Here is a 24,580-nt window from a genome sequence, read left to right as displayed (position 1 = left end):
ATTATATTAATTTTAAACTTGTTTAAGTATCATGTAAAGGTTGAAGAATCATCAACCCTCCTCTAATATTTGTTTTCCAAAAACTAACGTTCATTAATTTAGCTTAAGTAAGAGAGAATATCAAGGAAGATCATTGGGGCAGGTTGGATGATGAAAGTTCAACCTTATGGAAAACAAGCTTTCAAGATACGATATTAATATCAAAGCATATAGGAGGCTAAAAAAATGAAAAATAGAAAATGGTTAGTTAGCATTACGGCAACATTAGTACTTGCTATGTTGATCAGTGCTTGTGGCGCTGGTGAAAAAACAAAAGAACCAGAAACAACAACAGGGGAAGAAAAAGTTACTTTACAATATTATACTTGGACGGACGAAGCAGAGTACATGAAGAAAGTTGTTGACGCTTTTAATGCGCAACATAATGACATTCAAGTGAACATCAATACAATTAGTAATGCATCGGAAGAGTATAACACAAAAATGATGTTGAACTTGTCCAGTAATTCTAAGGTAGACGTTTATAGTATGAATGGTCCTGCCAACCTTGGCTTGTATACATCCAAAAATCAATTGCTTGATTTGGGAGATAAAATTAAAGAAGCAGGGGTAGAAGTAGGCGCTTATGGTCCAATTTTGCAAGATATTACAGGTAAGCTAACGGATGATAAGTATTATGCACTTCCGTATCGTACATCTTCTTACGCTTTATTTTATAACAAAGCTATTTTTGACGAAGCAGGGCTTCCCTACCCAACAAACCTTACTTGGGAACAATATGCAGAGTTAGCGAAAAAGCTGACAAAAGGTGAAGGTACGAATAAACAATGGGGCGGTTATTTGGCAGATTGGATCACGATTCCAATTGCTACATTACAACAAGGGCATACTATTTTGGATGACAATTTAGATAGTCTAAAGGATTGGCTACAATTTCTAGATACTATTTATTACAAAGATGAATCACATATGAGCTACAAACAAATGAAAGCTGAAAGTAGTGACTGGCTGAAAGAGTTTGAAAGTGGCGATGTGGCGATGATGATCAATGGTGAGTGGGCTGTGAACATGTTGAACGCTGATGTTGCAGCAGGTAAAACTGACGTGAAATACGAAATGGCGATGTTGCCACAACCTGCAGGCGCAGCGGATGCGACTTCTGTCGGTGGATTAAGTACTTTCATGGGAATTAATCCAGGAAGTAAACATCAAGATGCAGCATTCAAATTCGTAGCATTTGCAACTGGAGAAGAAGGCGGAAAAATTATTGCAGAAGCAGGCGTGCTTCCAGCATATGCCAATGATATTACGAAAGAAGCCTTTTTGAAAGCATCTGGCTTAGAAGGAAGTAAAGCTTACTTTGAAGCAAAAACAATTATCGAAGATCAACCTATTCCACAAATAGATCAAGTGAAAAGTGTATTTAAGGAACAATGGGAATTGTTTTTATTCGGAGAGCAGAATGCAGAAAAATCAGTTAATGAATTTATGAAGCAGCGAGATAAATTACTTGAAAAGTAATAAGCTCAACAAAGGGAGTTGTTGTTAGGTGGCTAAATTCCTTAAGCTAAGCAGAGAATATGCACCCGGTACATTGTTTATACTTCCTGCTTTCTTATTATTCGCGGTATTTATATTCGCACCTCTGCTATACGGGCTTTATTTAAGTTTCACCGACTATGGTGGATTCGATATTCAGCCTAACTTTATCGGGTTAAAGAATTATATAGAATTATGGCAGGATGATTATTTTCTTATTTCTTTAAAAAACAACATGTTCTATACGTTGATGTTTGTACCGTTAACTTTAATATTATCTTTACTGTCAGCGGTGGCGTTAAACTATGTATGGCACTTGACTAAATTTTTCCGAATGGCGTTTTATTTTCCACACATTACGTCGATGGTTTCCATTGCAATTGTATGGGGTTTACTGTTAAACCCCATACGGGGACCAATTAATGGTGTGTTGAAAGCCATTGGTATTAGTAATCCGCCAGAATGGTTAATGTCTTCCGAGTGGGCGTTAATAGCTATTGTTATAGTGGCTGCTTGGAAAAGCTTTGGTTACTATATGATTATTTTGTTAGCCGGTATTCAAGGCATTCCAGAATATTTGTATGAATCAGCAAAGTTAGATGGTGCTGGCGCTTTTAAACGGTTTTTGTACATTACATTACCAAGCTTGTCACCGACCATTTTCATGGTTACTATTTTAACCTTTATCAGTTCGTTCCAAGTATTCGATCTTGTGTCTGTTATGACTGAAGGTGGACCGGGACGTTCTACTAACGTACTTGTTTTCCGGATTTATCAGGAAGCATTTATTAATTACGAAATGGGCTATGCGTCAGCGATGTCGATCGTATTGTTCGCCATTGTAATGATCATCTCCATTATCCAATTCCGCTTAGAGAAAAAATGGGTAACCTATTAGAAAGGAGAGTTTAGATTGCAACATATATTCACGAGCAAAGTTAGAAAAAAGACAGTATATGTGATGTTGTTAGTTTTACTTCTCCTTGCTTCGGTTATTGCGCTGTTTCCATTTTTGTGGATGATATCTGCATCTATTCGGACGGATGTTGATTTGTTCAAAAATCCAATGAATTGGATTCCTAGCTCCTTATATTTAAATAATTATCAAGAAGTATGGAAAGCTATTCCATTCGCAGCGTTTTTAACTAATACGATTAAATTATCGGTCATAACAACTGTGCTACAGGTATTTATTTGTTCATTAGCTGCCTACGCGTTTGCTAAATTAAAAATACCGTTTAAAAATCTCGTGTTTATGTTGTTTATGACTAACTTAATGATGCCGTGGCATTCGATTATGGTTCCACAATTTAATATTGTACGTGAGCTCGGATTGTATGACACGCATACTGGTTACGTACTTATTCAACTATTTAGTGGTTTCGGTATCTTCTTATTACGACAGTTCTTTATGTCTCTACCGAATGAGTTGAATGAAGCAGCCAGAATAGATGGATTAAATGAATGGGGTATATATTGGCGCATCATTTTACCACTATCTAAACCGGCAATATCTACACTAACTATCTTTACATTTACCTTTATGTGGAATGACTATCTAGCACCTTTAATTTATTTACAAGATGATGCGCTGAAAACATTGCAGCTAGGTTTGAAACTGTTTCAAACCGAACATACGACAGATTACGGCTTGCTAATGGCTGGAACTGTGTTAGCGACTATACCGATGATTGTTGTGTTTTTAATTGGCGAGAAATTCTTTATTAAAGGCGTTGCTACAACAGGGATGAAAAACTAAACGGGCGAAGGAGATTACCAATGACAGTTGATTTGCAAAAGTTTGTTCAAGTTACAGGGGAAGATTTTACGATTGACGGTGAAAAAATATTTTTTCGTGGCTTTGGACTAGGTACGTGGATGAACTTGGAGCACTTTATGATCGGGTTACCTGGTACAGATACGATGATCAAGCAAGCTTTTCAAGATGTTTATGGCGCAGAACGTAGTGAGCAATTTTTTCACCGCTTTTTGCTGGAATTTATGGACGAAAGAGATTTTGCCTATTTGAAAAGCTTAGGAATTAATTCACTGCGTTTGCCGTTCAATTATAAGTATTTTATTGATGATCAACGTCCAGGACAGTATAAGGAAGAAGGATTTATTTATCTAGATTATATTGTATCGCTTTGTGAGAAATATGAAATCTATGCGATTTTAGATTTACATTCTGCACCTGGTGGTCAAAATCCAGACTGGCATTGTGATACGTCAAGCGGTTTACCATTGTTATGGGAGTATGGCGCTTTGCGGGATACCGTTATTGGGATGTGGGGACATATCGCTCGCCATTATCGAGATAATTCGTGGGTAGCCGGCTATGATATTGTCAACGAGCCAGCTTTAGTTAAGGATGCGGATGTGTTCAACGATTTCTATCAAAAAGTAGTTGCTGAAATTCGTAAACACGACGAACACCATATTATTTTTATTGAAGGTAATGCATTTACTACGGACTTTTCGATGTTAGATCCAATAGATGATCCACAAGTTGCATATGAGTTTCACTTTTATCCCTTTGTTGATGAGCCAGCAGTACTTGACCCTAAGATGGATCGAACAGTAAGACAAGCGATCTTCAAAAAAGCATTTGAAAAAATGTTGACCATTCGTGAAAAGTATAAACGCCCGTTATGGTGCGGTGAATTCGGTGTTTCACTACAACCTGATTCGATTGGTTTTGATGTAAGTTTACTGGAAGATATGATTGATCTGTTCGAAGCTAACAATGTTTCGTGGGCATTATGGACGTATAAAGATGCTGCGTCGATGGCACTTACCTACCCTAAAAAGGATACAGCTTGGCTCACATTTACAAGAAAAATTAAAGAAGTATGGAACCAGGAAGAAGAACAAGCGAAAGGCGAAGCTTTAGTAGATTATATGGCAGAAACATATTTCCAGCCGATCTCCAAAGAATTTCGCTATCCGCTTCAATTTAGAATGCGTTCCATTATGCAAGCCATTTGTGTCGAACAGAACTTGAAACCATTTCTACAGCAATTACCTTGGGAAGAAGCTTATGAACTACCTGCTTCCTTCCACTTCGACCAATGTGAAACATTCCCAGATTTAGAACAGTTAATGCGTAAATATACAAAAGCTTAATGATGTAGAAAAGAGGGAGATACGTTGCAACTATTATTGGATGGCAAATGGAAAGTAACCCATGTTGCCTATAATGAATCGATCGCTCCATTGCTAGAACCTTCCTTTGTTCCTGAAGGATGGTTGGATGCACAAATACCGGAAGAAATCCATGCGACGCTCAGAAATAACGGTATTATTCGTGGGCATGTATATAGTAAGGATACCGATGAAGAGAGATGGATAGAAGAAGCTGACTGGGTTTATTATAAAGAATTATTTGTCCCAAAATCGATGCAAGCAAAGCAAGTAAACATTACTTTTAAAGGTTTGGATACTTTTTGTGACATCTATTTAAATGGTGAGAAAATTGGCTTTGGCGAAAATATGCATGCTGCCTTAACAATTGATGTGACGAATAGTTTACGCTACGGCGAAAGAAACGTTTTTGTTGTTAGATTTTATTCTCCGATTAAATATGTGGAGCATTTGGATCAAACTGACATCTTCTCGATTACTACGAGCGATCGTATATTGGCACGCAAAGCTCAGATGAATTATGGTTGGGATTTCTGTGGACGCTGTGTAACGACAGGAATATGGAAGTCTGTAGAAATTAATGCTTTTAATGAAGCACAGATTGACCATTACTATTTGTATACGAAGCGAGTAGAAGGCGATAAAGCATATTTGGCGTTGGAAATAGATACTTTTGCTAATGATGAAGATTTAACGGCATATCAATACCGTGTATCTTTGGATAAAGACGGAGAAAACGTTTTGCTAAGCGAAGGAAGTCTAGATCACCACCTATCTCTAGATTTAACGGTAGATCAGCCATTATTATGGTGGCCACGTCCTTACGGTAATCCGGAATTGTATGACTTTACATTGACTATTGAAAAAAATGGGAAAATAGTGCAACAGAAAACACAAAGATTTGGAATTAGAACGGTTCAAATTATACAAGAAAATCAAGTAGATGGTCGTTCGTTTATCTTTGCTGTCAATGGACGTAAACTATTTATTCGTGGTGCCAATTGGGTTCCAACCAAAATGATTTATACCGATATTACTGATGAAGATTATGAAGTACTTATGGATTATGCCGAAGATGGTAACATTAGTATGCTACGCATCTGGGGCGGTGGTATATACGAACATCATAAGATGTTCGAGCTATGCGACGAAAAAGGGATTATGATTTGGAACGACTTTATGTTTGCTTGCGGGATCTATCCACAAAACGAGGAGTTTTTGGCGAACGCAGCTAATGAAGCGGAATTGATTATTAAAGAATATCGAAACTATACGTCACTTGTCGTATGGGCAGGCGATAACGAAAATGGACAAGCTTACGGCTGGGCTGGTCGACCATATGAATTTATGAATGACAAAGTAAGTAATGTCGTACTACAAGAAGCATGTCGCCGTTTAGACCCTAATCGTTTTTATATGCCAACATCACCATATAGCCCTGACGAGTTTTTCAAAGGTGGAGATAACCCTTCTTCGCCATATCAAGGAGATGCTCATATTTACATTATGTCTGCTGATCCAGGAGTGCAGGAATATCGTGATTACGGTAAAAACTATTACAAACGGATCAAAGGATTTAAACCGCGATTTATGAGCGAATTTGGTTTTATTAGTTTTCCAGAAAAAGATACGTTTTATAAGTTCAACTTTTTAAATGAACCAATTCGTGCTCGTGGAGAAATGACGGAATTTCTACCTTTTACGAACGAATATATCGATAATCTTGATCATGATAAACTTATTTATTACAGTCAAGTATATAACTCGATGGCGTTTAAATACTGGATTGAATATTTTAGAAGTTTAAAATGGACATGTGCAGGTTCTCTTTATTGGAAGTTTAATGACCCTGTAGCGGACGTTAATAAAGATAATATATTCCCAACTCATATGGCTACTGTTGATATGTATCAACTGCCGAAGATGACATTCTACTATACGCGCCGAGCTTACGATGATGTTATCGTTACTTGCGAAGAGACGCCAGATGGTTACGATGTTTATATCATTAGTGAGTTAATGGAAGACATTAAAGGGCTAGTTACTGTAGAACACCGTGATTTTTCAGGTCAGGTAACAGTAATTAAACAGCTAGATGCTCTGTCTGTAAAAGATAGCTCAACGCTTATATGTCATGTGAATACTAGCGATATTCCAATCAAAAATGCTGCACGTGAGTACTTGCGAGTTGCTTTTATTACGGATAATGGAACGTTAGATAATCGTTATTATTTCAAAGACATTCACGAAATCAATCAATTACAGTTAGAGGATGCTGGACTTCGCATCATGAATACGAAGCGCCAAGATAATAGCATTACTGTTACGTTAAGAGCGGATAAGTTTGCTCGTCACGTGAGGCTGAATATTTTGGACAAACGGGCGAAGTATAGTGATAATTATTTTGAAATGGATGCTGGTACAGAAAAAACAATCACCATTTCTCTCTACGATCCTTCCGATCTCGAAAGTACAGTGTTATACATTGAAGGAGAAAACGTACCTAGAATCGTACAACCTTTGGCTAGTATATAAACTAAATCAGATTGTAGCAATTAACTAAATAGCCGTGTTTAATGAGCAACCTCATCTATGTTACAAGTTAATGTAGATGAGGTTGTATTTTTTAGTACGTCATCCATGGCCATAGCTAGGCGGTAAAAGTCGGCTATAGGGGCTGGCAGTTGCCAACCGCCAAATACCGAGCGATATGCTTGGTAGTGTGGGAGGTCGCCTGAACAAATAATGTTCAGCCTCCTACCCGATTTAAAGTGGCGCAGTGGAATGACGAACGATAAGCTCGGTAGGTAGACGAACTTGTTGTGCTTTAGCTATATTTCCGTCCATTTGCGCTAGTAGTAATCGAACAGCTTCTCTGCCTATTTCTTGTGCGGGTTGTGCAATAACGGTAGGTGAAATAAGAGAAAGTTCGGGATATTCAATATCGTCAAAGTAAATAATCGAAAGCTCTCTAGGCAACTCTAATCCCATATCTATCGCTGTTTTGGTTGCATGTGGTCCAAAGCCAGAAACGATTATTGCAGTTAACTGGGGATGATCGGTTAAAAATTGTCGCAAGTGTACTACATTTTCCTCCATCGGCAATCTGTAATTGAGCGTCGTAAGTTGCAAACTGCGATCTATAAGAATATGATGCTGTTCTAGCCCCATTTCGAAGCCGGCAATTCGTTCCTCTATACTAGATGTTCCTTCAGGTTTACTCGAAACAAAGCCGATATTAGTATGACCAAGTTGATACAAATGTTGTACAGCTGCAATCGAAGCAGCGTAATGGTCGGAGCTAACGGAGTTGGTTTCAATTCCTTTTAATAAGCGATCAACAAGTACCAATGGAAATTTCGATAATGTTAAAGAAAGCAGCTCATTATTGTACGTTTCACCTTCAACAGGATAAATAATAAGTCCATCAATAGGATATTCCATCATCTCTTTTATTTTCAAAATCTCTAGCGGTTGTGAATCATTCGTTTTGGCGAATAGCAGTTTACAATTATTTTTCGCTAGTTCATCTTCTATGCCGCTAAGGATGCGAGCCGTAAAACGATTGTCTAATCGGGGTATTAGAAAAGCAACCGTGCGATCTTGTTTTTCGGATAATGAAACGGTTTTTGTTAAACGCTGTAATGCTTGGTGGTAATCCGATGCGACGAATGTACCTTTCCCTTGTTGTCGAAATACAATACGCTGTTCGACTAAAGCAGTGAGTGCGTTTTTGATAGTAATGCGACTAACTTGGAACTGTTCAGCTAATTCGTTTTCCGAAGGAATGCGGCTTAGTGGCGGCCATTTATTACTGCGGATTTGATCGATAATATATTTTTCGATTTCTTTGTACATCGGTATATGTTTCGTCATTATTAAACTGCTCCTACTCTTTCGTTCTAGTCATATAGAACAATATTACAACTTTAAAACAAGTGTGACAACTGTCTACTCTATATCGTATGACCAATACAACCTAATAAGTTACGAAAACCGTTATTTAACTGAGAAAATTAAACGATTTACTTATGAGTTGTATCTAAAAAAGACATTTACAAATGGTTGAACTATTGTATATATTAAATACAAGTTAATATACAACTTATAATACAAGTTAAAGATATGACTGAAACGTATAACGTACTATTTAGCTACCATTGTTATGTAACTTATCAGCTTAGATAAAGAATCAATATACTTGGAGGTATTGCTATGACAGTTCAAAAGACAGCTCACATCATCGCCCACTCCCATTGGGACAGAGAATGGTATATGCCATTTGAAACTCATCGATTGAAATTAGTAGAATTATTAGATCGTTTGTTAGAGCAAGTAGAGGAAGATATGGATTACGGTAGTTTTCATCTGGACGGACAGACGTTGCCCCTTGATGATTATTTGGAAATACGACCAGACAAAGCGCCAGCTATTAAACGATTGGTGGAGCAAGGGAAACTTATTATCGGCCCGTTTTATATTTTGCAAGATGAGTTTTTAATTAGCAGTGAAGCAAATGTACGTAACGTACTTATTGGTATTACCGATGCTGAAAAGTGGGGAAGTTATGCTAAAGTAGGTTATTTCCCAGACTCTTTTGGCAATATGGGGCAAGCGCCACAAATTATTTTGCAAGCGGGGATAGATACGGCTGTTTATGGGCGTGGGGTAAAAGCTGTCGGCTTTAATAATGAAGTTGGTGGAGAAAACCCGCACATATCCAAATATTCCGAGATGTACTGGCAATCTCCAGATGGTAGTAAGGTGCTCGCGATCTTGTTTGCTAATTGGTACCATAATGGTATGGAAATACCGGAGAATAAACAGGAAGCGCTTGCCTACTGGAACGAGAGATTACCGAAAGTAGAAGCGTTTGCCTCGACATCAGAATTACTATTTATGAACGGCTGCGATCACCAACCGCTACAAACAAACTTATCGCAAGCAATAAAAGTAGCTGGAGAAGTTCGTCCTGACATTCAGTTTAAACATTCTAGCTTTCCAGAATATATTGAAGCGGTCAAAGCGCGCATACCTGCTGATTTGGCGACGGTGCATGGAGAGCTACGCAGTCAATGGACGGATGGTTGGGGAACACTTGTAAATACAGCATCGGCTCGTGTTTATTTGAAACAAGCGAACGTCGAAGTACAAACGTTATTAGAAAATGTAGCAGAACCACTTGCTGTATTAGCCCATTTATCCGGTGCTTCCTATCCACGAGAAGAATTAGTATATGCTTGGAAGACGCTGTTGCAAAATCATCCTCACGATAGTATTTGTGGGTGTAGTGTGGATGAAGTGCATCAAGAAATGATGACCCGCTTTGCAAAATCAAAGCATATGGCTGAAGCGCTTATGACGCGCAGTTTGCAACAAATTAGCGATACGCGTGACACATCTATTTTTGCGAAATATAAGGGTGCTGTTGATTTTAGCGGTGAAAATGGGCAAGCTGCTCCATTCCTCGTTTTTAATACGAGTGGGTATATGAGAAGCGGTGCGGTGAAAGTGGTAGTTGATGTATGCCGTCGTTATTTTTCTGACCTTCATGTACCTGTACAGCAAGCTTATAAGGAACTGCAATCCTATCGCCCAGACCAGTTAGTTATTATTAATGAGCATGGTATGCGAATCGATGCAGAAATTACACACAAAGGATTAGCTTTTGGTTATGATTTGCCAGATGATCGTTTCCGTCAACCTTACTGGGCTTATCAAGTGGAAGTTACGTTGTTCGTAGAAGACTTACATGCTTTTGCTAGTCGCGGCTACGCTTTAGTAAGTAGTGAGCATATTGCGGTGAATACTGATCGTGCTTTGAAAAATGGTACCGGGCATGCAGCTTCAGTGACGACAGCTCATTCGATTGTTTCAATGGATGGTAAATTGCTAGAAAATGATAAATTAAAAATTGACATTGCCGATGACGGTTCCTTTAGCGTGGAAGATAAAACAACAGGTCGCACGTATACTAAATTAGGATTATATGAAGATACTGGTGATCTAGGTAATGAATATATGTATAAACAGCCAGATGGTGAGGCGGCACTTACGACAGAAGGATTGCTAGCTCAACTGGAAGTAGTGGAAAATAGTGAACTAAGAGGAGTTGTACGGTTAACTCATCGCTGGATGTTGCCATTACAAGCTGATGCTTTGCTAGAGGAAGAAATTGCTTCCATGACACCCTTCAAAGATAGAAAGGCACAGCGTGTAGCGGAGCAAAAAGAAGTGTTGGTACAAACGACGTTAACGTTGGAGCGAGGTTCTCGCGCACTTCAAATTGGGAGCACGATTGATAACACTGTGTTGGATCACCGTATTCGGATGCTATTTCCTACTACAATTTCTGCGGAAGCGGTAACGGTGGATTCGATTTATGAATTAGCAACTCGCTCTATTCAGCCGGAAAAACTGTGGACGAATCCAAGTAATGCACAACATCAGCAATCTTTTGTAAGTATTAGTGATGGAGAAGCGGGAGTGACTGTTGCTAATATTGGTTTGCATGAATATGAAGCTTTGGCAGATGGTACTTTGGCGATTACATTACTTCGCGGTGTGCGTGAACTAGGAGATTGGGGAGTATTCGCTACTCCAGAAGCGCAATGTCTTGGTACAAACGCTACAGAATTATCGATTATTTTTCACGACGGTGATGTAATAAGTTCAAAAGCATACGTCGAAGCATATCAGCTTAAAATACCTTGGGTAACGAACCAAACGACGATTCATCAAGGAGATGTGCCCGTATCTTTTGTCCCATTTCAGTGGCAAGGAGAGGCGTTAGCTGTAACAGCTTTAAAAGTAGCTGAAAAATCCAATGACGTTATGTTCCGTTTATTCAATACAAGTTTAGATAAAGCAGCGCTTGCTGTGCAAGGAGAATTATTCACGAATATGTACAAAAGTAATATTATAGAAGCAAATGGTGAATCTCTGGAACGTGTGGGCGATAGTTGGACGCTTGCTATTGGACCAGCTGAAATAGTTACTGTTGGGCTGCAACAACGTTGCTCAAAGTAGAGCGGGATGTTAATTTGGTGTGGAATAGAATACTAACTTAAAGTGGGTTAGAATAGAACTAGTATAGGGAATAGTGGAACGGAATGCTAGGTTGAAGTGGGGCAGAGTAGAGCTGGTAGTGGAACGAAGAAAGTTAGCAGTGGAACGGGATAGTGACTTGTATTGGGGTGGCATTGAGGTAGTATTAGAATGGAACAATAGTCTCGAGTAGAACAGAGTAGTGGAACGAAGAAGTTTGTATGAAAAGGTAATAAATGTAGCGGATGTAGTACAACCTTATCTATGAAAGTGGTATCTGTAGATGAGGTTGTATTTTTTTTGTGCTTAAATAAGGTACACATTGTGAAGTATTAATAACATTAACTATATTGTAACAAAAATAAAAGTTGCAAATGGAACGTATGATCGTATATAATAAGAACAAATGTTCTTGTTATGAGGTGATAGGATTGGATAACTATATTGGTCAAATCTACATTGATCGTAAACGACAAGTAACGATCCGTAAGGTGAAAGTACTATCAGTAAAAGATAAGCGAATGAAAGCATATTGTTACACTGCTAATTCCTTTCGAATATTTTCTATCCCCAATATTGTTGATGTGGAGTTGATCTCTCATGCTGGATGATACAGCGCGCAAGCTGTTGCGTATTTTGTTTAATTTGAATAGAATGCATGCAGCTCCACTAGAGGTGGAACGATTACAATTGTTAGCAGGTCGAGACATCTCTCTTATAGAAGCTACGCTACACCTATTGCGAGAAGAACGATATATTCGCTGGGATCAGCAGGCGGGAATCGTGCAGGTTATGCGGCTTGAGGAACAGCCAATGGCGAAATATCAGCATGTATTTACCGATTGATATGCTGAGATGGTATGTTAGGTTAAAAGATAAATGCTATAGCAGATATGGATATAGATAAAGACACAGCTGGTTGAATTTGTTGGAATAGCAGCTCTTCGTTGTTATAATATAAAGTAGATAACGTAGTCGAATTATAACAAATAGTCGATAGATGGACGGTTACGAAGCAGGTCATTACTTTATATTAGATAAAATGGGGGCTATTCTAGTGGATTTGGAGCTTACAGGGAAGTCAGTATTGGTGACGGCAGCAAGCAAAGGACTAGGGAAAGCAAGTGCGTTGCAATTCGTCAAGGAAGGTGCGAATGTAACGATCGCTAGCCGTAGTATAGAACAATTACAACAAGCACAAGCAGAGATATTAGCAGCTACTGGTAAACAAGTTCAAATCGTGGAAATGGATGTTCGCAACTTCCAACAAATTCAAGCAGCGGTACGTACTGCGGCAGTTGATAACAAGCTGGACGTGTTAGTTACTAATGCAGGAGGTCCGAAAGGGGGAACGTTCCAACAGATGGACGATGCCGATTGGCAAGCGGCGTTTGAACTTAATCTGCTTAGCGTCATTCGGATGATTCGCGAAGCTATCCCTTATATGCGCCAGGCTGGCGGTGGGCGGATCGTTAACCTTACTTCTACTTCAATTAAGCAGCCAATAGATGGATTAATATTGTCTAGCATATTTCGTGCAGGTGTTCAGTCACTTACGAAAAGCTTGGCTAGTGAACTTGCAAGCGATCATATTTTGATCAACACCGTTGCACCGGGTCGCATTGCTACAGATCGGATATTTGAACTAGATCAATTAAAAGCCGACAAACAACAGACGACACTCGATGCCATACAAGCGGCTGCACTACAGCATATTCCGCTAGGCAGAATGGGTGAACCAGAAGAATTTGCAAAAATAGTTGTCTTCTACGGCTCTTTCGCTAACAGCTATGTGACCGGACAATCGGTGCTGGTCGATGGTGGGATGGTAAAAGCGTTGTAAGTTGAGGTAGGGTAGCTTTTACCTCTAGTTGACTATAGCCATACTAGCATGAACAATGAAAGTAGATACCATGTTGACTAGTGCTAGTATGGCTATAGTGATTTGTTGCGTCCAAAACAAAGACTACAGATAGATAGTTAACAGAACGCTTCTCTATTTGTTATAATGTTAACTAGAAATGGTTAATAGTGAAGGGCGGATTATAGATGAAGAATATAGTAACAATGAAGTGGTTGTTAGCACGTATGTACGAAGCTAATATTGTAATTGTAGATTGTCGGTTTATTATGGGACAACCGGATGCAGGTCGTCAGCAATATGAAGCAGATCATATACCGGGGGCAGTTTACTTAGATATGGAACGAGATTTGTCTGGAGAAGTAGCCGAGCATGGCGGACGTCATCCGTTACCAGATATGGTTGATTTGACAGTTGCATTAAGTAAAGTAGGAATTAGTAACGAGTCGCAAGTTATTATTTACGACGATCAAGGAGGAGCAATGGCTTCTCGCTTATGGTGGTTATTAAAGTATGCTGGGCATGAGCAAGTTTCTGTGATGGATCAAGGCTACAGTGCGTGGAAGGCAGCTGGATTTCCGATTTCTGCGGAACAACAAGTGCTTATACCTGCGAAATATTTGGCTACAGTTGAGCACCCGATGTTGGTAGAGATGGACGAAGTAAAGGAATTGCTTGCAGAAGAGTCCGTAACTATTATTGATTCTCGTGAAGCTCCTCGCTACCGTGGGGAAGTAGAACCATTAGATAAAAAAGCAGGTCATATCCCTGGCGCTGTTAATTACTTCTGGAAAGATGGTTTTTCAGCAGATGGCAAATGGAACAACGGCGATGAGCAAGCAGAGCGATTTAGCAAAATAGATAAAAACCAAGAAGTTATCGTATATTGTGGTTCAGGAGTAACAGCAACGCCTAACATTATAGCTTTAACGGAAGCGGGCTACAACAAAGTAAGACTTTATGCAGGTAGCTGGAGCGATTGGATAAGCTATGAAGAGAATCCGGTGGCGGTGGGGGAAGAGTAAGAGATGAAAGTTAACTAACAGTACTTTACGTATGACTGCATCATCATGTGATTTTTATACACTGGTGGTGTATTTTTTATAGTTTGAGAGTCAATGTGGAATAAACTTTTTAAATAAGAAGAAATTTACAAAACTATCTTGCATCTATTTTATATTTATACAAACCCCAAATCTTCAAGATACTCGAACAAAGTAATATATTTAAACCATTAAATGATATTGTTAGGGGTTTTTCAACAACAAGTCACTATCTAAAATTGAAGGTTAGTCAGGGTGAACAATGCCACAAATAGGGAGAATTTTCTTGTTGCTGTGGCTTTGATCAAGCCCTTAATTCTAATTACTAATTAGAATAGAGTCTTCTAAAATAGAGATTTTCAGTTACATATAATGATTAAACTTGCACTTATGATGTAAGGATATTGAATAATTATATTAATTGCAGTTCATTTATCATACAAAAATTTGTATATATATATTGACGATCGACAAATAAGACCTTATGTGTTAAATTAAAGTTAAAATCGTTATTTGAAAGGATTTTGAAGTGAAGAGTGTAATTGACTTATTTTCAGGTGTAGGTGGATTGAGTCTAGGAGCTGTACATTCAGGACTCGATCTGGTCGGATCGGTAGAGCTAGATGAAATTGCATATAACACTCATCAAATAAATTTTCCAGACATGAATCATATGAGAGCGGATATAGCTAACTTAAATGGAAAAGATTTATTGAAAGCCTTTAAACAAAGTGAGCTATATGGCCTTATTGGAGGTCCACCCTGTCAAGGTTTCAGTTCAATTGGTAAAAGAAATGTTAAGGATCCAAGGAATCAACTTTTTATTCATTTTTTTAGGCTAGTAAACGAAATGAAGCCAGTTTTTTTTCTAGCGGAAAATGTAAAGGGAATCCTTGATCATAAGTTCAGTGATATTGTTGACAAAGCATTTAACTATGTAGTAGAAGATTATAATATGTTATCACCAGTTGAATTGAATGCAAAAGATTTTGGTGTTCCAACATCTCGCGCTCGTATTTTATTTGTAGGAGTTAGAAAGGACATAAATCAGTGTCTAGGTACTACTTCGTTTTTTAATATAAACAATAGTCTTGTTACTATTTTAGACGCTTTTGAAGGGCTTGAATACGATAATTTATTTATGGGCGATTCAAAAAATAATAATCACGTTTGGATTACATTAAAAGACATTAAAGAAAACTCTTATGCAAAAAGCATATCTCAACGTTCGTTTCATAAAGTAGGTAATGAACAAGGTAAAATTAGATATTTCGAAAAAAAGGAAGTTACTGGTATGATTGGTACAAATCATAGCATAGAAGTATTAAAAAGGTTTGGTCAGTTAAAACCTGGGCAAACTGATAAAATATCAAGGAGTACTAAGTTAGATCCCTATGGATTATGTCCTACTTTAAGAGCAGGAACATCAAGTTCAAATGGAAGTTTCCAGGCCGTTCGACCGATTCACCCTATTTTTAACAGAGTTGTTACGCCGCGGGAAGCAGCGCGAATTCAAGGGTTTCCGGATTGGTTTTTATTTCATCCAACTAAATGGCATAGTTTCAAACAAATAGGAAATAGTGTTAGCCCCTTAATGGGTGAAGGTATATTGAAAATTATTAATAGTTGTTTGGAGGAAAAATAATTATGGATAATGCAAAAGCATACCCTGCCAAAGCATTTTTTGTGAGCATGCTGACAAGGGATATTGATCTTTCTGATGCTATTTTAGATTTATTAGATAACTGTGTTGATGGAATTATTAGATCTACTAATAATTTAACTGGAAGTGACATGCCTTATGAGGGTTATTTTGCCAAAATAAATTTAAATGGAGAAGTGTTTAGTATTGAAGATAATTGTGGAGGAATTCCTTTAGAAATTGCAAAAGAGTATGCGTTTAGAATGGGGAGACCTGAAGGCCACATTCGTGATTTACCAACAGTTGGTTTGTATGGTATTGGAATGAAGAGAGCTATATTTAAGATGGGACAAGATTCAACAATAACTTCAATAACTGATAATGACAGCTTTAAGGTACATATTGATAAAGAGTGGTTAGAAAATGATAACCAATGGGAACTTCCAATAGAAACAAATCAAGATGTTACTCTAAATGCTCCGGGAACATTAATAAAGGTAACTAATTTATATGAAGGAATAACAGAAGAATTTAATGACAGTACATATGTGAATAATTTAAAAAAATTAATTTCAAATCATTATTCATTTATAATTAATAAAGGGTTTAAGGTTTACATTAATGAGTCTGAGATAAAACCACATAATATATTATTTATTTATTCACATGATCATGATGAAAAAAGTATTTCACCATATATTTATCAAGGTGAAATTGACGGAGTGAAAGTTGATTTAAAAGTTGGAATATATAGAGAAACGCCAACTGATGATGATTTAGATAATGAGCAAAAAATTAAACGGACATCAGAGGACTCTGGTTGGACAATTATTTGTAATGATAGAGTGGTATTATATAATGATAAAACTTTATTAACTGGTTGGGGAGAGGCAACAGTACCAAATTTTCATAATCAATTCATAGGAATTACTGGGGTTGTACATTTTAAGTCAGATGATGTAAGTAAACTACCATTAACCACTACTAAAAGAGGTGTTGACGGTTCATCCAAACTATACATTTATGTAAAAAAATATATGCGTGAAGGTACGAAAATATTTACCAGTTACACTAATCAAATTAAAAAAGAAATAAAAATCGAAAAAGAGTATTTGGATAATAGCAAAAAAATTTCATTTGAAGACTTTAACAAAGAAGAAAATTTTCCAAGAGAAAAAATGAAAGCTGTTAGAAATACCACTAAAAATGAGATAAACGCTGTGAGATTAAAACCCAATTTACCTGTTCCGAAAATTAGTTCGACGACTAAAACAATTCATTTCCTTAAGGAAGAAGAAGAAATTAATATTGTATCAAAATACTTATTTGAAGATATTGATCGTCCAGCAAGTGAAGTTGGAATCGAATGTTTTAATGTAATCTTGAAACAAGCAAAAAGGGAGATATAATAATGACTTCATCTATTCTACCTTATAATCTGAGAACCAATAAAGCAATTGATCGTTCAATTTTTATAGAATTTCTTATTAAAATGAATAAGTATCAACCAATTGATCAATACACTTACATAGGTTTTGGAGCAACACATTTGGAGGATTTCAAACAAATCCATACTATTCTTGGTTTAAATAAATTAATTTCAATAGAGCAAGATAAGAGCATACATATGCGGCAACTTTTTAATAAACCAATAAGCTGTATAGATTTGAGAAGATGTTCATCCGGTGAATTTATTCAAAGTTTTGATTTTGATGAAAATTGTATAATTTGGTTAGATTATGTTTCACCTAAACAAATTAATGAACAAATTAGAGAATTTCAATCTGTAATTGAAAAGTGTGGTATATATGACATAATAAAAGTATCAATAAATTCAAATCCAGACACTCTAGGAAATCAAAGCCAAAATGAAGATAGAGACATAACTCTGCAAAAAAGATTGGATAAGCTAAAATCAAGAATTTCAGTTTTTTTGGATGAAGATATAACCTCTGATGATATGACAATTCAAGGGTTACCAAATGTTTTATTAGGAGCCCTTATTAATGCTGCTAATCAAATAACCCGACGTGATGATAAAAAATTTTTTCCTGTATCTTCATTTGTTTACACAGATATAAATCATCAAATGCTAACACTTACGGGCGTTTTACTTGATAAGTCTTCTGATTTTATAAATGATATACAACTTGAAAATTGGAAATATTCATTTCAACCGGATCAAAAAATCTATAAAATTAACATTCCCGATCTAACTTTAAAAGAAAGATTAATAATTAATTCAAAGCTCCCAACCGATACTCATGAGGAAATAATATCTGAATTGGGGTATCAGGAGATTCCTTCTTTTGAAGCAGAAGTTGAAAATTATGTTCAATACTATCGACATTTTCCTAGTTTTTCTAAAGTAATTATATAATCATAATTCTATAGATATAATATAAATAAGTATAGAATCCCTTAAAATTAGTAGGGCTTTTATATTTATTTTTATATTCTGACCTGTCAACAAACTTAAACGTAAGAAACAAAATGTATATTTGTTGATAATTTTATCCTTTATTTTGCGTTGTTGATGGGGACTATCTTGTATATTTACAAATTTAAGAAAGGGAAAGTGATTATTTCGTCGAATACTATCAATAAATGTAACTTCAATAAAGAGGTGTATTGCTATTAATATAAATAATAAACCAATTGCCATAGATCTATTTTCAGGTGCAGGTGGATTATCTTTAGGTTTTGAAATGGCCGGTTTTTCTGTTAAAGCAGCGGTTGAGTTAGATCAGTATGCAAGTGAAGCGCACGAAAAAAATTTCCCGAACTGTGAAGTTATAAAGGAAGATATTAATAAAGTTAGTGGCGATAATTTATTAAAGAGGTTAAAGGTGAGTAGAGGTGGGGTCGATGCAGTAATAGGAGGCCCACCATGTCAGGGATTTTCATTAGCTGGTAAGCGAGCTTCAGATGATGAGCGAAATGAATTATTGTATCAATATTCTAGAGTAGTTATGGAAATTATGCCTAAATTTTTTGTTATGGAGAATGTAAAAGGATTGCTTTCTTTTAATTCAGGTGAAGTGCTGCGGACATTTATTAGTAAAATGTCAGAAAAGTACTCAATTGTTTCGCCAGTTAAAGTTCTGAATTCGGCTGATTATGGAGTTCCGCAAAATAGGGAAAGAATTTTCGTTATAGGTGTTCGTTTAGATTTGGATTTAGCCTTAAGTTACCCAACTCCAACCCATATTAGGCCTTCTGATGCAAGGTATGAATATCACCCAGACTATAGAGATCATGCAAGTTCTGATAAATCGGGTGATATGCTGTATTGTCCTACTGTAGCAGATGCGATAAGTGATTTACCTAATCCTAATTTATATCCTTCTTTAATAAAAGGAGATACTGTTAAAAATAAAACAGGTGGTCAATATCTTTCTAACTTTGCTAAGATGATGAGGAGATTGATATTAACAAGTGATGGCTATTCTACTCCTAGACCCGATTGGGATAAAGGAATTATAACAAATACAAAGAGGACAAATCATGATGAAAGGATAGTTAGAGAGTTTATTAAGTTAAAGCAAGGAGAATCGCACCAGAGTCGTAGAAAAAAACTAAACGCAAACGGGCTATCTCCTACAATTCGAGCGGGAACAAAGAGTGACAAGGGTTCCTACACTGCTTTAAGACCGATTCACTACAAACAACCTCGAGTAATAACGGTAAGAGAAGCTGCGAGATTAATGAGTTTCCCGGATTGGATGATATTTCATGAAACTAAGTGGCACGGTTTTAGGTTAGTAGGTAATGCTGTTCCTCCGTTACTAGCTAAAGCTGTTGCTAAAGAAATTTATGATATTTTGGCAGTAGTAACAAATACTAAGGAAGGAAGTCTTGTATGAGTTCACATAAAATAACACTACCCATCTCATCCAAGCTTTTTTGGGCGATGGGTAATCAAAATTTAACTATTAGTAGAGCAATCGCAGAATTTATTGATAATTCAATCGATGCACGGCTAGACAGTACCTCAGTCACTGTACAATTATTTGAAGATCATATAATTGTAACTGATAATTCAAGTGGAATGGATATACCAGCGTTGACTAAAGCACTGACCCCTGCTGAAAGTAGCAAAACTTCAGGTTCAACAGTAGGGGGGTATGGATTTGGGTTAAAAACTGCTTCAGCTTTTCTTGGAAACTGTTTAGAAATAATCACTACTACAAAAGACATGGGATCAGCTCTATATGTAAAACTGGAAAACGAGAAAGAAGATGTGAAAAGTATACAATTGGAGTACTCTAGTATATGGGAAGTTCAAGCGTTGGAAGTTTCAAAGACCTTCCCCCAGGGAACTACAATTAAGGTATCTAAGTTGAATCGTCCAAGATATAAAAATGACATTGAGAATGCGACTGCTCATTTTTCAAAAACATTTTCAATATTTTTACAGACAATGGAGCTAGAGTTAGTAGTTGATGATAAAATAGTAACGCCATATATATTTGATCCCTACTGGAAAAAAGAATTTAGTTTTTCAGTACAAAATATGAATGGGAAAGAATGTGGTGTTTCTGGTTGGGTAGGTGTATCGAAATCCCCAGAACATTCTACTACATCAAAAACAGATAATGGTTTTCATTTATATTTAAATGGACGACTTTTAAATTATGGGATTTGGATAGGTTTAGATAGGCATCCCGAAATGCGATTATTAGTTGGTGTAATTAATTTACAAAATTTCAGGTCAAACGTAACCAAAACTGAAGTTTTAAGTGACTCCCAAGAGTATATAATGTTTGAAGAGTCTTTTCTAGAGTGGTTAAAACAGAATAGTATCAGGAAACTGATAGATAAAAATACCAAAGAACTTATAAAAAGCAGAAAAAGTAATGCAGGAGGAACAACCGGAGGAACGACTAGAGGAACATCTGGTGGAATGATCGGAGAAACAATTGGAGGAACGACCGGAGGAACAACTGGTGGAATGATCGGAAAAACAATTGAAGGAACGACCGGAGGAACAACCGGGGTAACGACCGGAGGAACAACTGGGGTAACGACCAGAGGAACAACCAGGGTAACGACCGGAGGAACAACTGGGGGAACGACCAGAGGAACAATCAGAGGAACGACCGGATCAGCAAAAAAGCCTAAAATTATAAAAAAGAATGGGGCAGAAAAAGGCCCGATAATACTTAATGTAAATACGTATTTCAATGCTCTTGATTTTGCTGATGGTTTTGATTATTTAGGTAACAAAATTCCGTTATTAGTTACTCACAAGAATTCTCCATTAGATGCAGGAACCCCAGGCGAGTATATCTTGAGTTATACAGCAAAAGATCAGCTTCAACAGAGTTGTATGGCCGAAATCAAATTTACGGTGGTAGATCCAAATAGTAGTACTTCCACAAGGGAAGGGAATAATAAATACACTGTTCAAATCAAATCAAATCAATTTAGTTTTTCTAAATCCGAATATAAGAAATTCAATTTCCCAACAGGTGACTTATCGAAAAAAATTCAAGATACCATCGTTGAGCTTGGTAATCTAGATTTTAATATGAACAAGATCGCAGTAGTAGCTCTTTTTAGGATATTGATTGAGCTATGTTGCAGAAAGGCCTGTAATTTTTATACTGATATTTCGTATAAAGAAAATGCTTTATCAACAAATATAAATAATGTTTTCAATAAATTAAGAAACAAATTACCGGCTGATAAAGCAACCAACGTTTTATTACTGAATGATACTCCTTTATCAGATAAATTGGCAAAAGAATTTAGTAATTTTATGACGTTTACTGATCTTGACTCTGCTCATTCCAGTATGAAAAAAAGTGGAGTAATTGATTTATTAAATCTTTATATTCACCATGAAAGACGGGTACCAGACAATGTTATTAATTACTGGGATGCTACTAAACCATTTCTAGTGGCTTGTTTAATGCTTCCTTCTGAGTAATGAATTACAATAGTTATCTAAGAAACCCAGCAACTTAGGCGCTGGGTTTCTTCACGCAAGCTCACTCAGTTATAAAATCGATCAGTAACTTATGTAACTCCTCCTTATTTTTAGTCTGGTAGCCCCAAAATCACTGCAACTTTCCATCCCATTTTTGCGTTATTTAGATCATATTGGATATAAATGCTAGTCTAAATATGTACAGAAACGCTTGAATAATATTGTACAGTTTTGACGACATGCGACATACTTATCTCAAGGGAGAGATGAGCACATGTACATGACGTTGGATGTTCAAACGGAATTTGAGATTCGTAGTTTACTAGACTTACCTAAATTCAAATCGTTAATGGAGAATCTCAACATGAAAATTAATAAAAGTCAATTGGCTAGGGAGCTTAACGTAGATTCCCGTACCATCCAAAAGTATCTCGATGGATTTACAAAGAAAACAACGAAAGACAAAGGTTCCAAGATCGAGGAGTATTACGAGATCATTGCCGCTTTGCTTTCGGAAGATAGCAAGCAAACCTTCTATTACAAGCGTGTGTTATGGCAATATTTGAAGGATAATCATGGGTTGGAATGCCCTGCTTCTGCTTTTAGAGCGTACATTGCTCGTAAGCCAGCGTTTGCAGCCTACTTCAAACAAGGACATCGTCTTCCATCACCACAAGGAACGATTCGTTTCGAGACGGCACCAGGCGTGCAAGCCCAACTAGATTGGAAGGAAATTATTCGCTTTGAAACCGATGAAGGGGAGCACGTAGAGATCCATGTTGCCGTGTTACTGCTATCCTATTCACGTTTTCGCTTTTACCATATGAGTATAACAAAGTCACAAGCCGTGTTACTGTCGTTCTTAACGGAAGCTTTTGAAAGCCTAGGTGGTGTGCCTCATGAGCTCTTAACCGACAACATGAAAACGGTGATGGATGAAGCGAGAACGGAACATGCTGCTGGGAAAATCAACGCTAAGTTCCAGCAATTCGCTACCGATTTCGGATGTAAAGTGAAGCCCTGTGTGGCTGGTCGTCCGCGGACAAAAGGAAAGGTAGAAGCACAGATGAAATTACTCGATGAGATCCATACGTACCAAGGGAAATTAAGCTTACCTCAGCTTCATGACTTTATTCAAAAGCTGTGTAACCGAGTCAACCAATCGTTCCATCAAGGCACGGGGAATGTGCCCGTTCTTTCCTTGAAAAAGGAAAAGAACTCCCTACATCCCCTGCCAACAGAGCGTGTAAGAAGTTCCTATCGCCTACATCATAAGCTTGTGAAGATCAATACATCAAACATGATCTCCTACCAATCCAGACAATACTCAGTCCCCACTGGGTATCAAGGAAAAACAGTAGGCTTACAAGTTTATGACAACCATTTGTATGCTTATTATAACACGAAACTTGTGGTACGCCACCCTTTAGGTGAGACACGATTAAACTACAAAGAAGAACACTACAAAGAGAATCTTAAGCTGTCTATGCCAAGCTATCCAGATATTGATGACCTAGCGAAGAAGAATCTTCGCACGATAGGAGGGGTCTTTGAATGAAGGGAACTTCCTATCACCAAGCGATACAGCAATTAGAATATTTGAAGTTAAAACAAATGGTTGCTCATCTGAATGAGGTCGTCGATTTTAGCGTCCATAACCAATTGTCCTTTATCGACACACTCGTGAAGTTACTAAGCTAGGAGATTGATGTGCGTGAACAGAACATGATCGAAGCGATGGTCAAGGTTGGGGCCTTCCCTCACAAGAAGGAACTCAAAGACTTTGACTTTACCTTCCAACCTTCTGTGAATCGACAGCAAATCTTAGATTTTAGTACCCTGCGCTTTCTCGTAGCCAATGAAAACATTGTATTTTTAGGCCCCAGTGGGGTCGGGAAAACGCATCTAGCTACTTCGATTGGCATTGCTGCAGCTAAGAAAAGAACAAGCACGTATTTTATTAAATGCCACGATCTCATTCAGAACCTAAAGCGCGCAAAATTAGAGAATAGGCTGGAAACAAGACTCAAACACTACACGAAATACAAGCTACTTCTCATAGATGAGATTGGATATCTTCCGATTGAACCTGAGGATGCAAAACTCTTCTTTCAGCTCATTAATATGCGTTATGAGAAGCGAAGTACGATCTTTACAACGAATGTAAATTTCAAAGCATGGGATGAAGTATTTCGCGAACCTTAGCTCGCTCATGCGATCTTAGATCGTATTTTACATCATGCAACAGTTGTCACGATTGTAGGCGAATCTTACCGTTTGAAAGATCACTTTGCGAAAGAAGACAAGTGATTTTGCACATTATTAAACAAGCGAAAGTATACATGTTTAGATTGACATTTACAATCAGG

18 protein-coding genes and 1 pseudogene are annotated in these 24,580 nt (G+C 37.2%); 18 read left to right on the top strand and 1 reads right to left on the bottom strand.

Annotated elements, in window-relative coordinates; translation table 11 throughout:
- The first annotated feature begins 225 nt into the window (after window positions 1-225).
- The 5 genes from ACFSTH_RS02610 to ACFSTH_RS02590 are packed head-to-tail and all read left to right on the top strand — an operon-like array spanning window position 226 to window position 7,218.
- Window positions 226-1,521 carry an ABC transporter substrate-binding protein gene (locus ACFSTH_RS02610; RefSeq protein ID WP_377769762.1) on the top strand — a complete coding sequence of 432 codons (1,296 nt, stop codon included), beginning with the start codon at window positions 226-228 and terminating at the stop codon, window positions 1,519-1,521.
- A gap of 28 nt (window positions 1,522-1,549) precedes the next feature.
- Window positions 1,550-2,437: a carbohydrate ABC transporter permease gene (locus tag ACFSTH_RS02605; protein WP_377769763.1), complete on the top strand. Its 888-nt coding sequence runs from the start codon at window positions 1,550-1,552 to the stop codon at window positions 2,435-2,437.
- A 15-nt stretch (window positions 2,438-2,452) separates the two neighbouring features.
- Window positions 2,453-3,298 (top strand): carbohydrate ABC transporter permease, encoded by an 846-nt coding sequence (locus ACFSTH_RS02600; RefSeq protein ID WP_377769764.1) that lies wholly within the window; start codon window positions 2,453-2,455, stop codon window positions 3,296-3,298.
- Window positions 3,299-3,318: 20 nt separating this feature from the next.
- Complete coding sequence (locus ACFSTH_RS02595) at window positions 3,319-4,665, top strand: glycoside hydrolase family 5 protein (RefSeq protein WP_377769765.1); 1,347 nt, start codon at window positions 3,319-3,321, stop codon at window positions 4,663-4,665.
- Window positions 4,666-4,689: 24 nt separating this feature from the next.
- On the top strand, window positions 4,690-7,218 hold the full coding sequence (locus ACFSTH_RS02590) for a beta-mannosidase (RefSeq protein WP_377769766.1): 2,529 nt from the start codon (window positions 4,690-4,692) through the stop codon (window positions 7,216-7,218).
- Between the two features lie 231 nt (window positions 7,219-7,449).
- Here the strand turns inward: ACFSTH_RS02590 and ACFSTH_RS02585 are convergent, their stop codons facing one another.
- Window positions 7,450-8,559, bottom strand: a complete 1,110-nt coding sequence (locus ACFSTH_RS02585) for a GntR family transcriptional regulator (protein ID WP_377769767.1) — start codon at window positions 8,557-8,559, stop codon at window positions 7,450-7,452.
- A 339-nt stretch (window positions 8,560-8,898) separates the two neighbouring features.
- Between ACFSTH_RS02585 and ACFSTH_RS02580 the strand changes: the two genes are divergently transcribed.
- From ACFSTH_RS02580 to istB, 13 genes and pseudogenes are all read left to right on the top strand, one after another.
- On the top strand, window positions 8,899-11,712 hold the full coding sequence (locus tag ACFSTH_RS02580; RefSeq protein WP_377769768.1) for an alpha-mannosidase: 2,814 nt from the start codon (window positions 8,899-8,901) through the stop codon (window positions 11,710-11,712).
- Window positions 11,713-11,785: 73 nt separating this feature from the next.
- Window positions 11,786-11,923, top strand: coding sequence for a hypothetical protein (locus tag ACFSTH_RS02575; protein ID WP_377769769.1), 138 nt, complete (start codon window positions 11,786-11,788; stop codon window positions 11,921-11,923).
- 238 nt (window positions 11,924-12,161) lie between these two features.
- Window positions 12,162-12,341, top strand: coding sequence for a hypothetical protein (locus ACFSTH_RS02570; protein WP_377769770.1), 180 nt, complete (start codon window positions 12,162-12,164; stop codon window positions 12,339-12,341).
- The gene (locus ACFSTH_RS02565) at window positions 12,331-12,576 is read left to right on the top strand and encodes a hypothetical protein (RefSeq protein ID WP_377769771.1); all 246 of its coding nucleotides are present in this window, start codon (window positions 12,331-12,333) and stop codon (window positions 12,574-12,576) included. The genes ACFSTH_RS02570 and ACFSTH_RS02565 overlap by 11 nt, the downstream gene beginning before the upstream one ends.
- A 211-nt stretch (window positions 12,577-12,787) precedes the next feature.
- Window positions 12,788-13,573 carry an SDR family oxidoreductase gene (locus ACFSTH_RS02560; protein WP_377769822.1) on the top strand — a complete coding sequence of 262 codons (786 nt, stop codon included), beginning with the start codon at window positions 12,788-12,790 and terminating at the stop codon, window positions 13,571-13,573.
- Window positions 13,574-13,779: 206 nt separating this feature from the next.
- The gene (locus tag ACFSTH_RS02555) at window positions 13,780-14,616 is read left to right on the top strand and encodes a sulfurtransferase (RefSeq protein WP_377769772.1); all 837 of its coding nucleotides are present in this window, start codon (window positions 13,780-13,782) and stop codon (window positions 14,614-14,616) included.
- Window positions 14,617-15,163: 547 nt separating this feature from the next.
- Window positions 15,164-16,279, top strand: coding sequence for a DNA cytosine methyltransferase (locus tag ACFSTH_RS02550; protein WP_377769773.1), 1,116 nt, complete (start codon window positions 15,164-15,166; stop codon window positions 16,277-16,279).
- Between the two features lie 2 nt (window positions 16,280-16,281).
- Window positions 16,282-17,685, top strand: coding sequence for an ATP-binding protein (locus tag ACFSTH_RS02545; RefSeq protein ID WP_377769774.1), 1,404 nt, complete (start codon window positions 16,282-16,284; stop codon window positions 17,683-17,685).
- A 2-nt stretch (window positions 17,686-17,687) separates the two neighbouring features.
- The gene (locus ACFSTH_RS02540; RefSeq protein WP_377769775.1) at window positions 17,688-18,656 is read left to right on the top strand and encodes an O-methyltransferase; all 969 of its coding nucleotides are present in this window, start codon (window positions 17,688-17,690) and stop codon (window positions 18,654-18,656) included.
- A gap of 214 nt (window positions 18,657-18,870) precedes the next feature.
- Window positions 18,871-20,142, top strand: coding sequence for a DNA cytosine methyltransferase (locus ACFSTH_RS02535; RefSeq protein WP_377793590.1), 1,272 nt, complete (start codon window positions 18,871-18,873; stop codon window positions 20,140-20,142).
- Entirely contained in the window at window positions 20,139-22,211 is a 2,073-nt protein-coding gene (locus ACFSTH_RS02530; RefSeq protein WP_377769776.1) for an ATP-binding protein, read from the top strand. The genes ACFSTH_RS02535 and ACFSTH_RS02530 overlap by 4 nt, the downstream gene beginning before the upstream one ends.
- 274 nt (window positions 22,212-22,485) lie before the next feature.
- Window positions 22,486-23,769, top strand: a complete 1,284-nt coding sequence (istA, locus tag ACFSTH_RS02525) for an IS21 family transposase (RefSeq protein ID WP_377769777.1) — start codon at window positions 22,486-22,488, stop codon at window positions 23,767-23,769.
- Window positions 23,766-24,521: pseudogene (istB, locus tag ACFSTH_RS02520) on the top strand (IS21-like element helper ATPase IstB). Before istA ends, istB begins: the two are co-directional and overlap by 4 nt.
- Window positions 24,522-24,580: the final 59 nt, after the last annotated feature.

The sequence above is a fragment of the Paenibacillus yanchengensis genome, assembly GCF_042684845.1.
Classification (GTDB): domain Bacteria; phylum Bacillota; class Bacilli; order Paenibacillales; family Paenibacillaceae; genus Pristimantibacillus; species Pristimantibacillus yanchengensis.
This window is presented reverse-complemented; position numbering and strand designations above follow the sequence as displayed.

Excerpts from the sequence above, each read along its gene's own strand:
- istA (WP_377769777.1), top strand. The coding sequence starts at position 22,486 with ATGTACATGACGTTGGATGTTCAAACGGAATTTGAGATTCGTAGTTTA.
- ACFSTH_RS02530 (WP_377769776.1), top strand. The coding sequence starts at position 20,139 with ATGAGTTCACATAAAATAACACTACCCATCTCATCCAAGCTTTTTTGG.
- ACFSTH_RS02580 (WP_377769768.1), top strand. The coding sequence starts at position 8,899 with ATGACAGTTCAAAAGACAGCTCACATCATCGCCCACTCCCATTGGGAC.
- ACFSTH_RS02595 (WP_377769765.1), top strand. The coding sequence starts at position 3,319 with ATGACAGTTGATTTGCAAAAGTTTGTTCAAGTTACAGGGGAAGATTTT.
- ACFSTH_RS02565 (WP_377769771.1), top strand. The coding sequence starts at position 12,331 with ATGCTGGATGATACAGCGCGCAAGCTGTTGCGTATTTTGTTTAATTTG.
- ACFSTH_RS02545 (WP_377769774.1), top strand. The coding sequence starts at position 16,282 with ATGGATAATGCAAAAGCATACCCTGCCAAAGCATTTTTTGTGAGCATG.
- ACFSTH_RS02540 (WP_377769775.1), top strand. The coding sequence starts at position 17,688 with ATGACTTCATCTATTCTACCTTATAATCTGAGAACCAATAAAGCAATT.
- ACFSTH_RS02555 (WP_377769772.1), top strand. The coding sequence starts at position 13,780 with ATGAAGAATATAGTAACAATGAAGTGGTTGTTAGCACGTATGTACGAA.
- ACFSTH_RS02585 (WP_377769767.1), bottom strand. The coding sequence starts at position 8,559 with ATGACGAAACATATACCGATGTACAAAGAAATCGAAAAATATATTATC.
- ACFSTH_RS02610 (WP_377769762.1), top strand. The coding sequence starts at position 226 with ATGAAAAATAGAAAATGGTTAGTTAGCATTACGGCAACATTAGTACTT.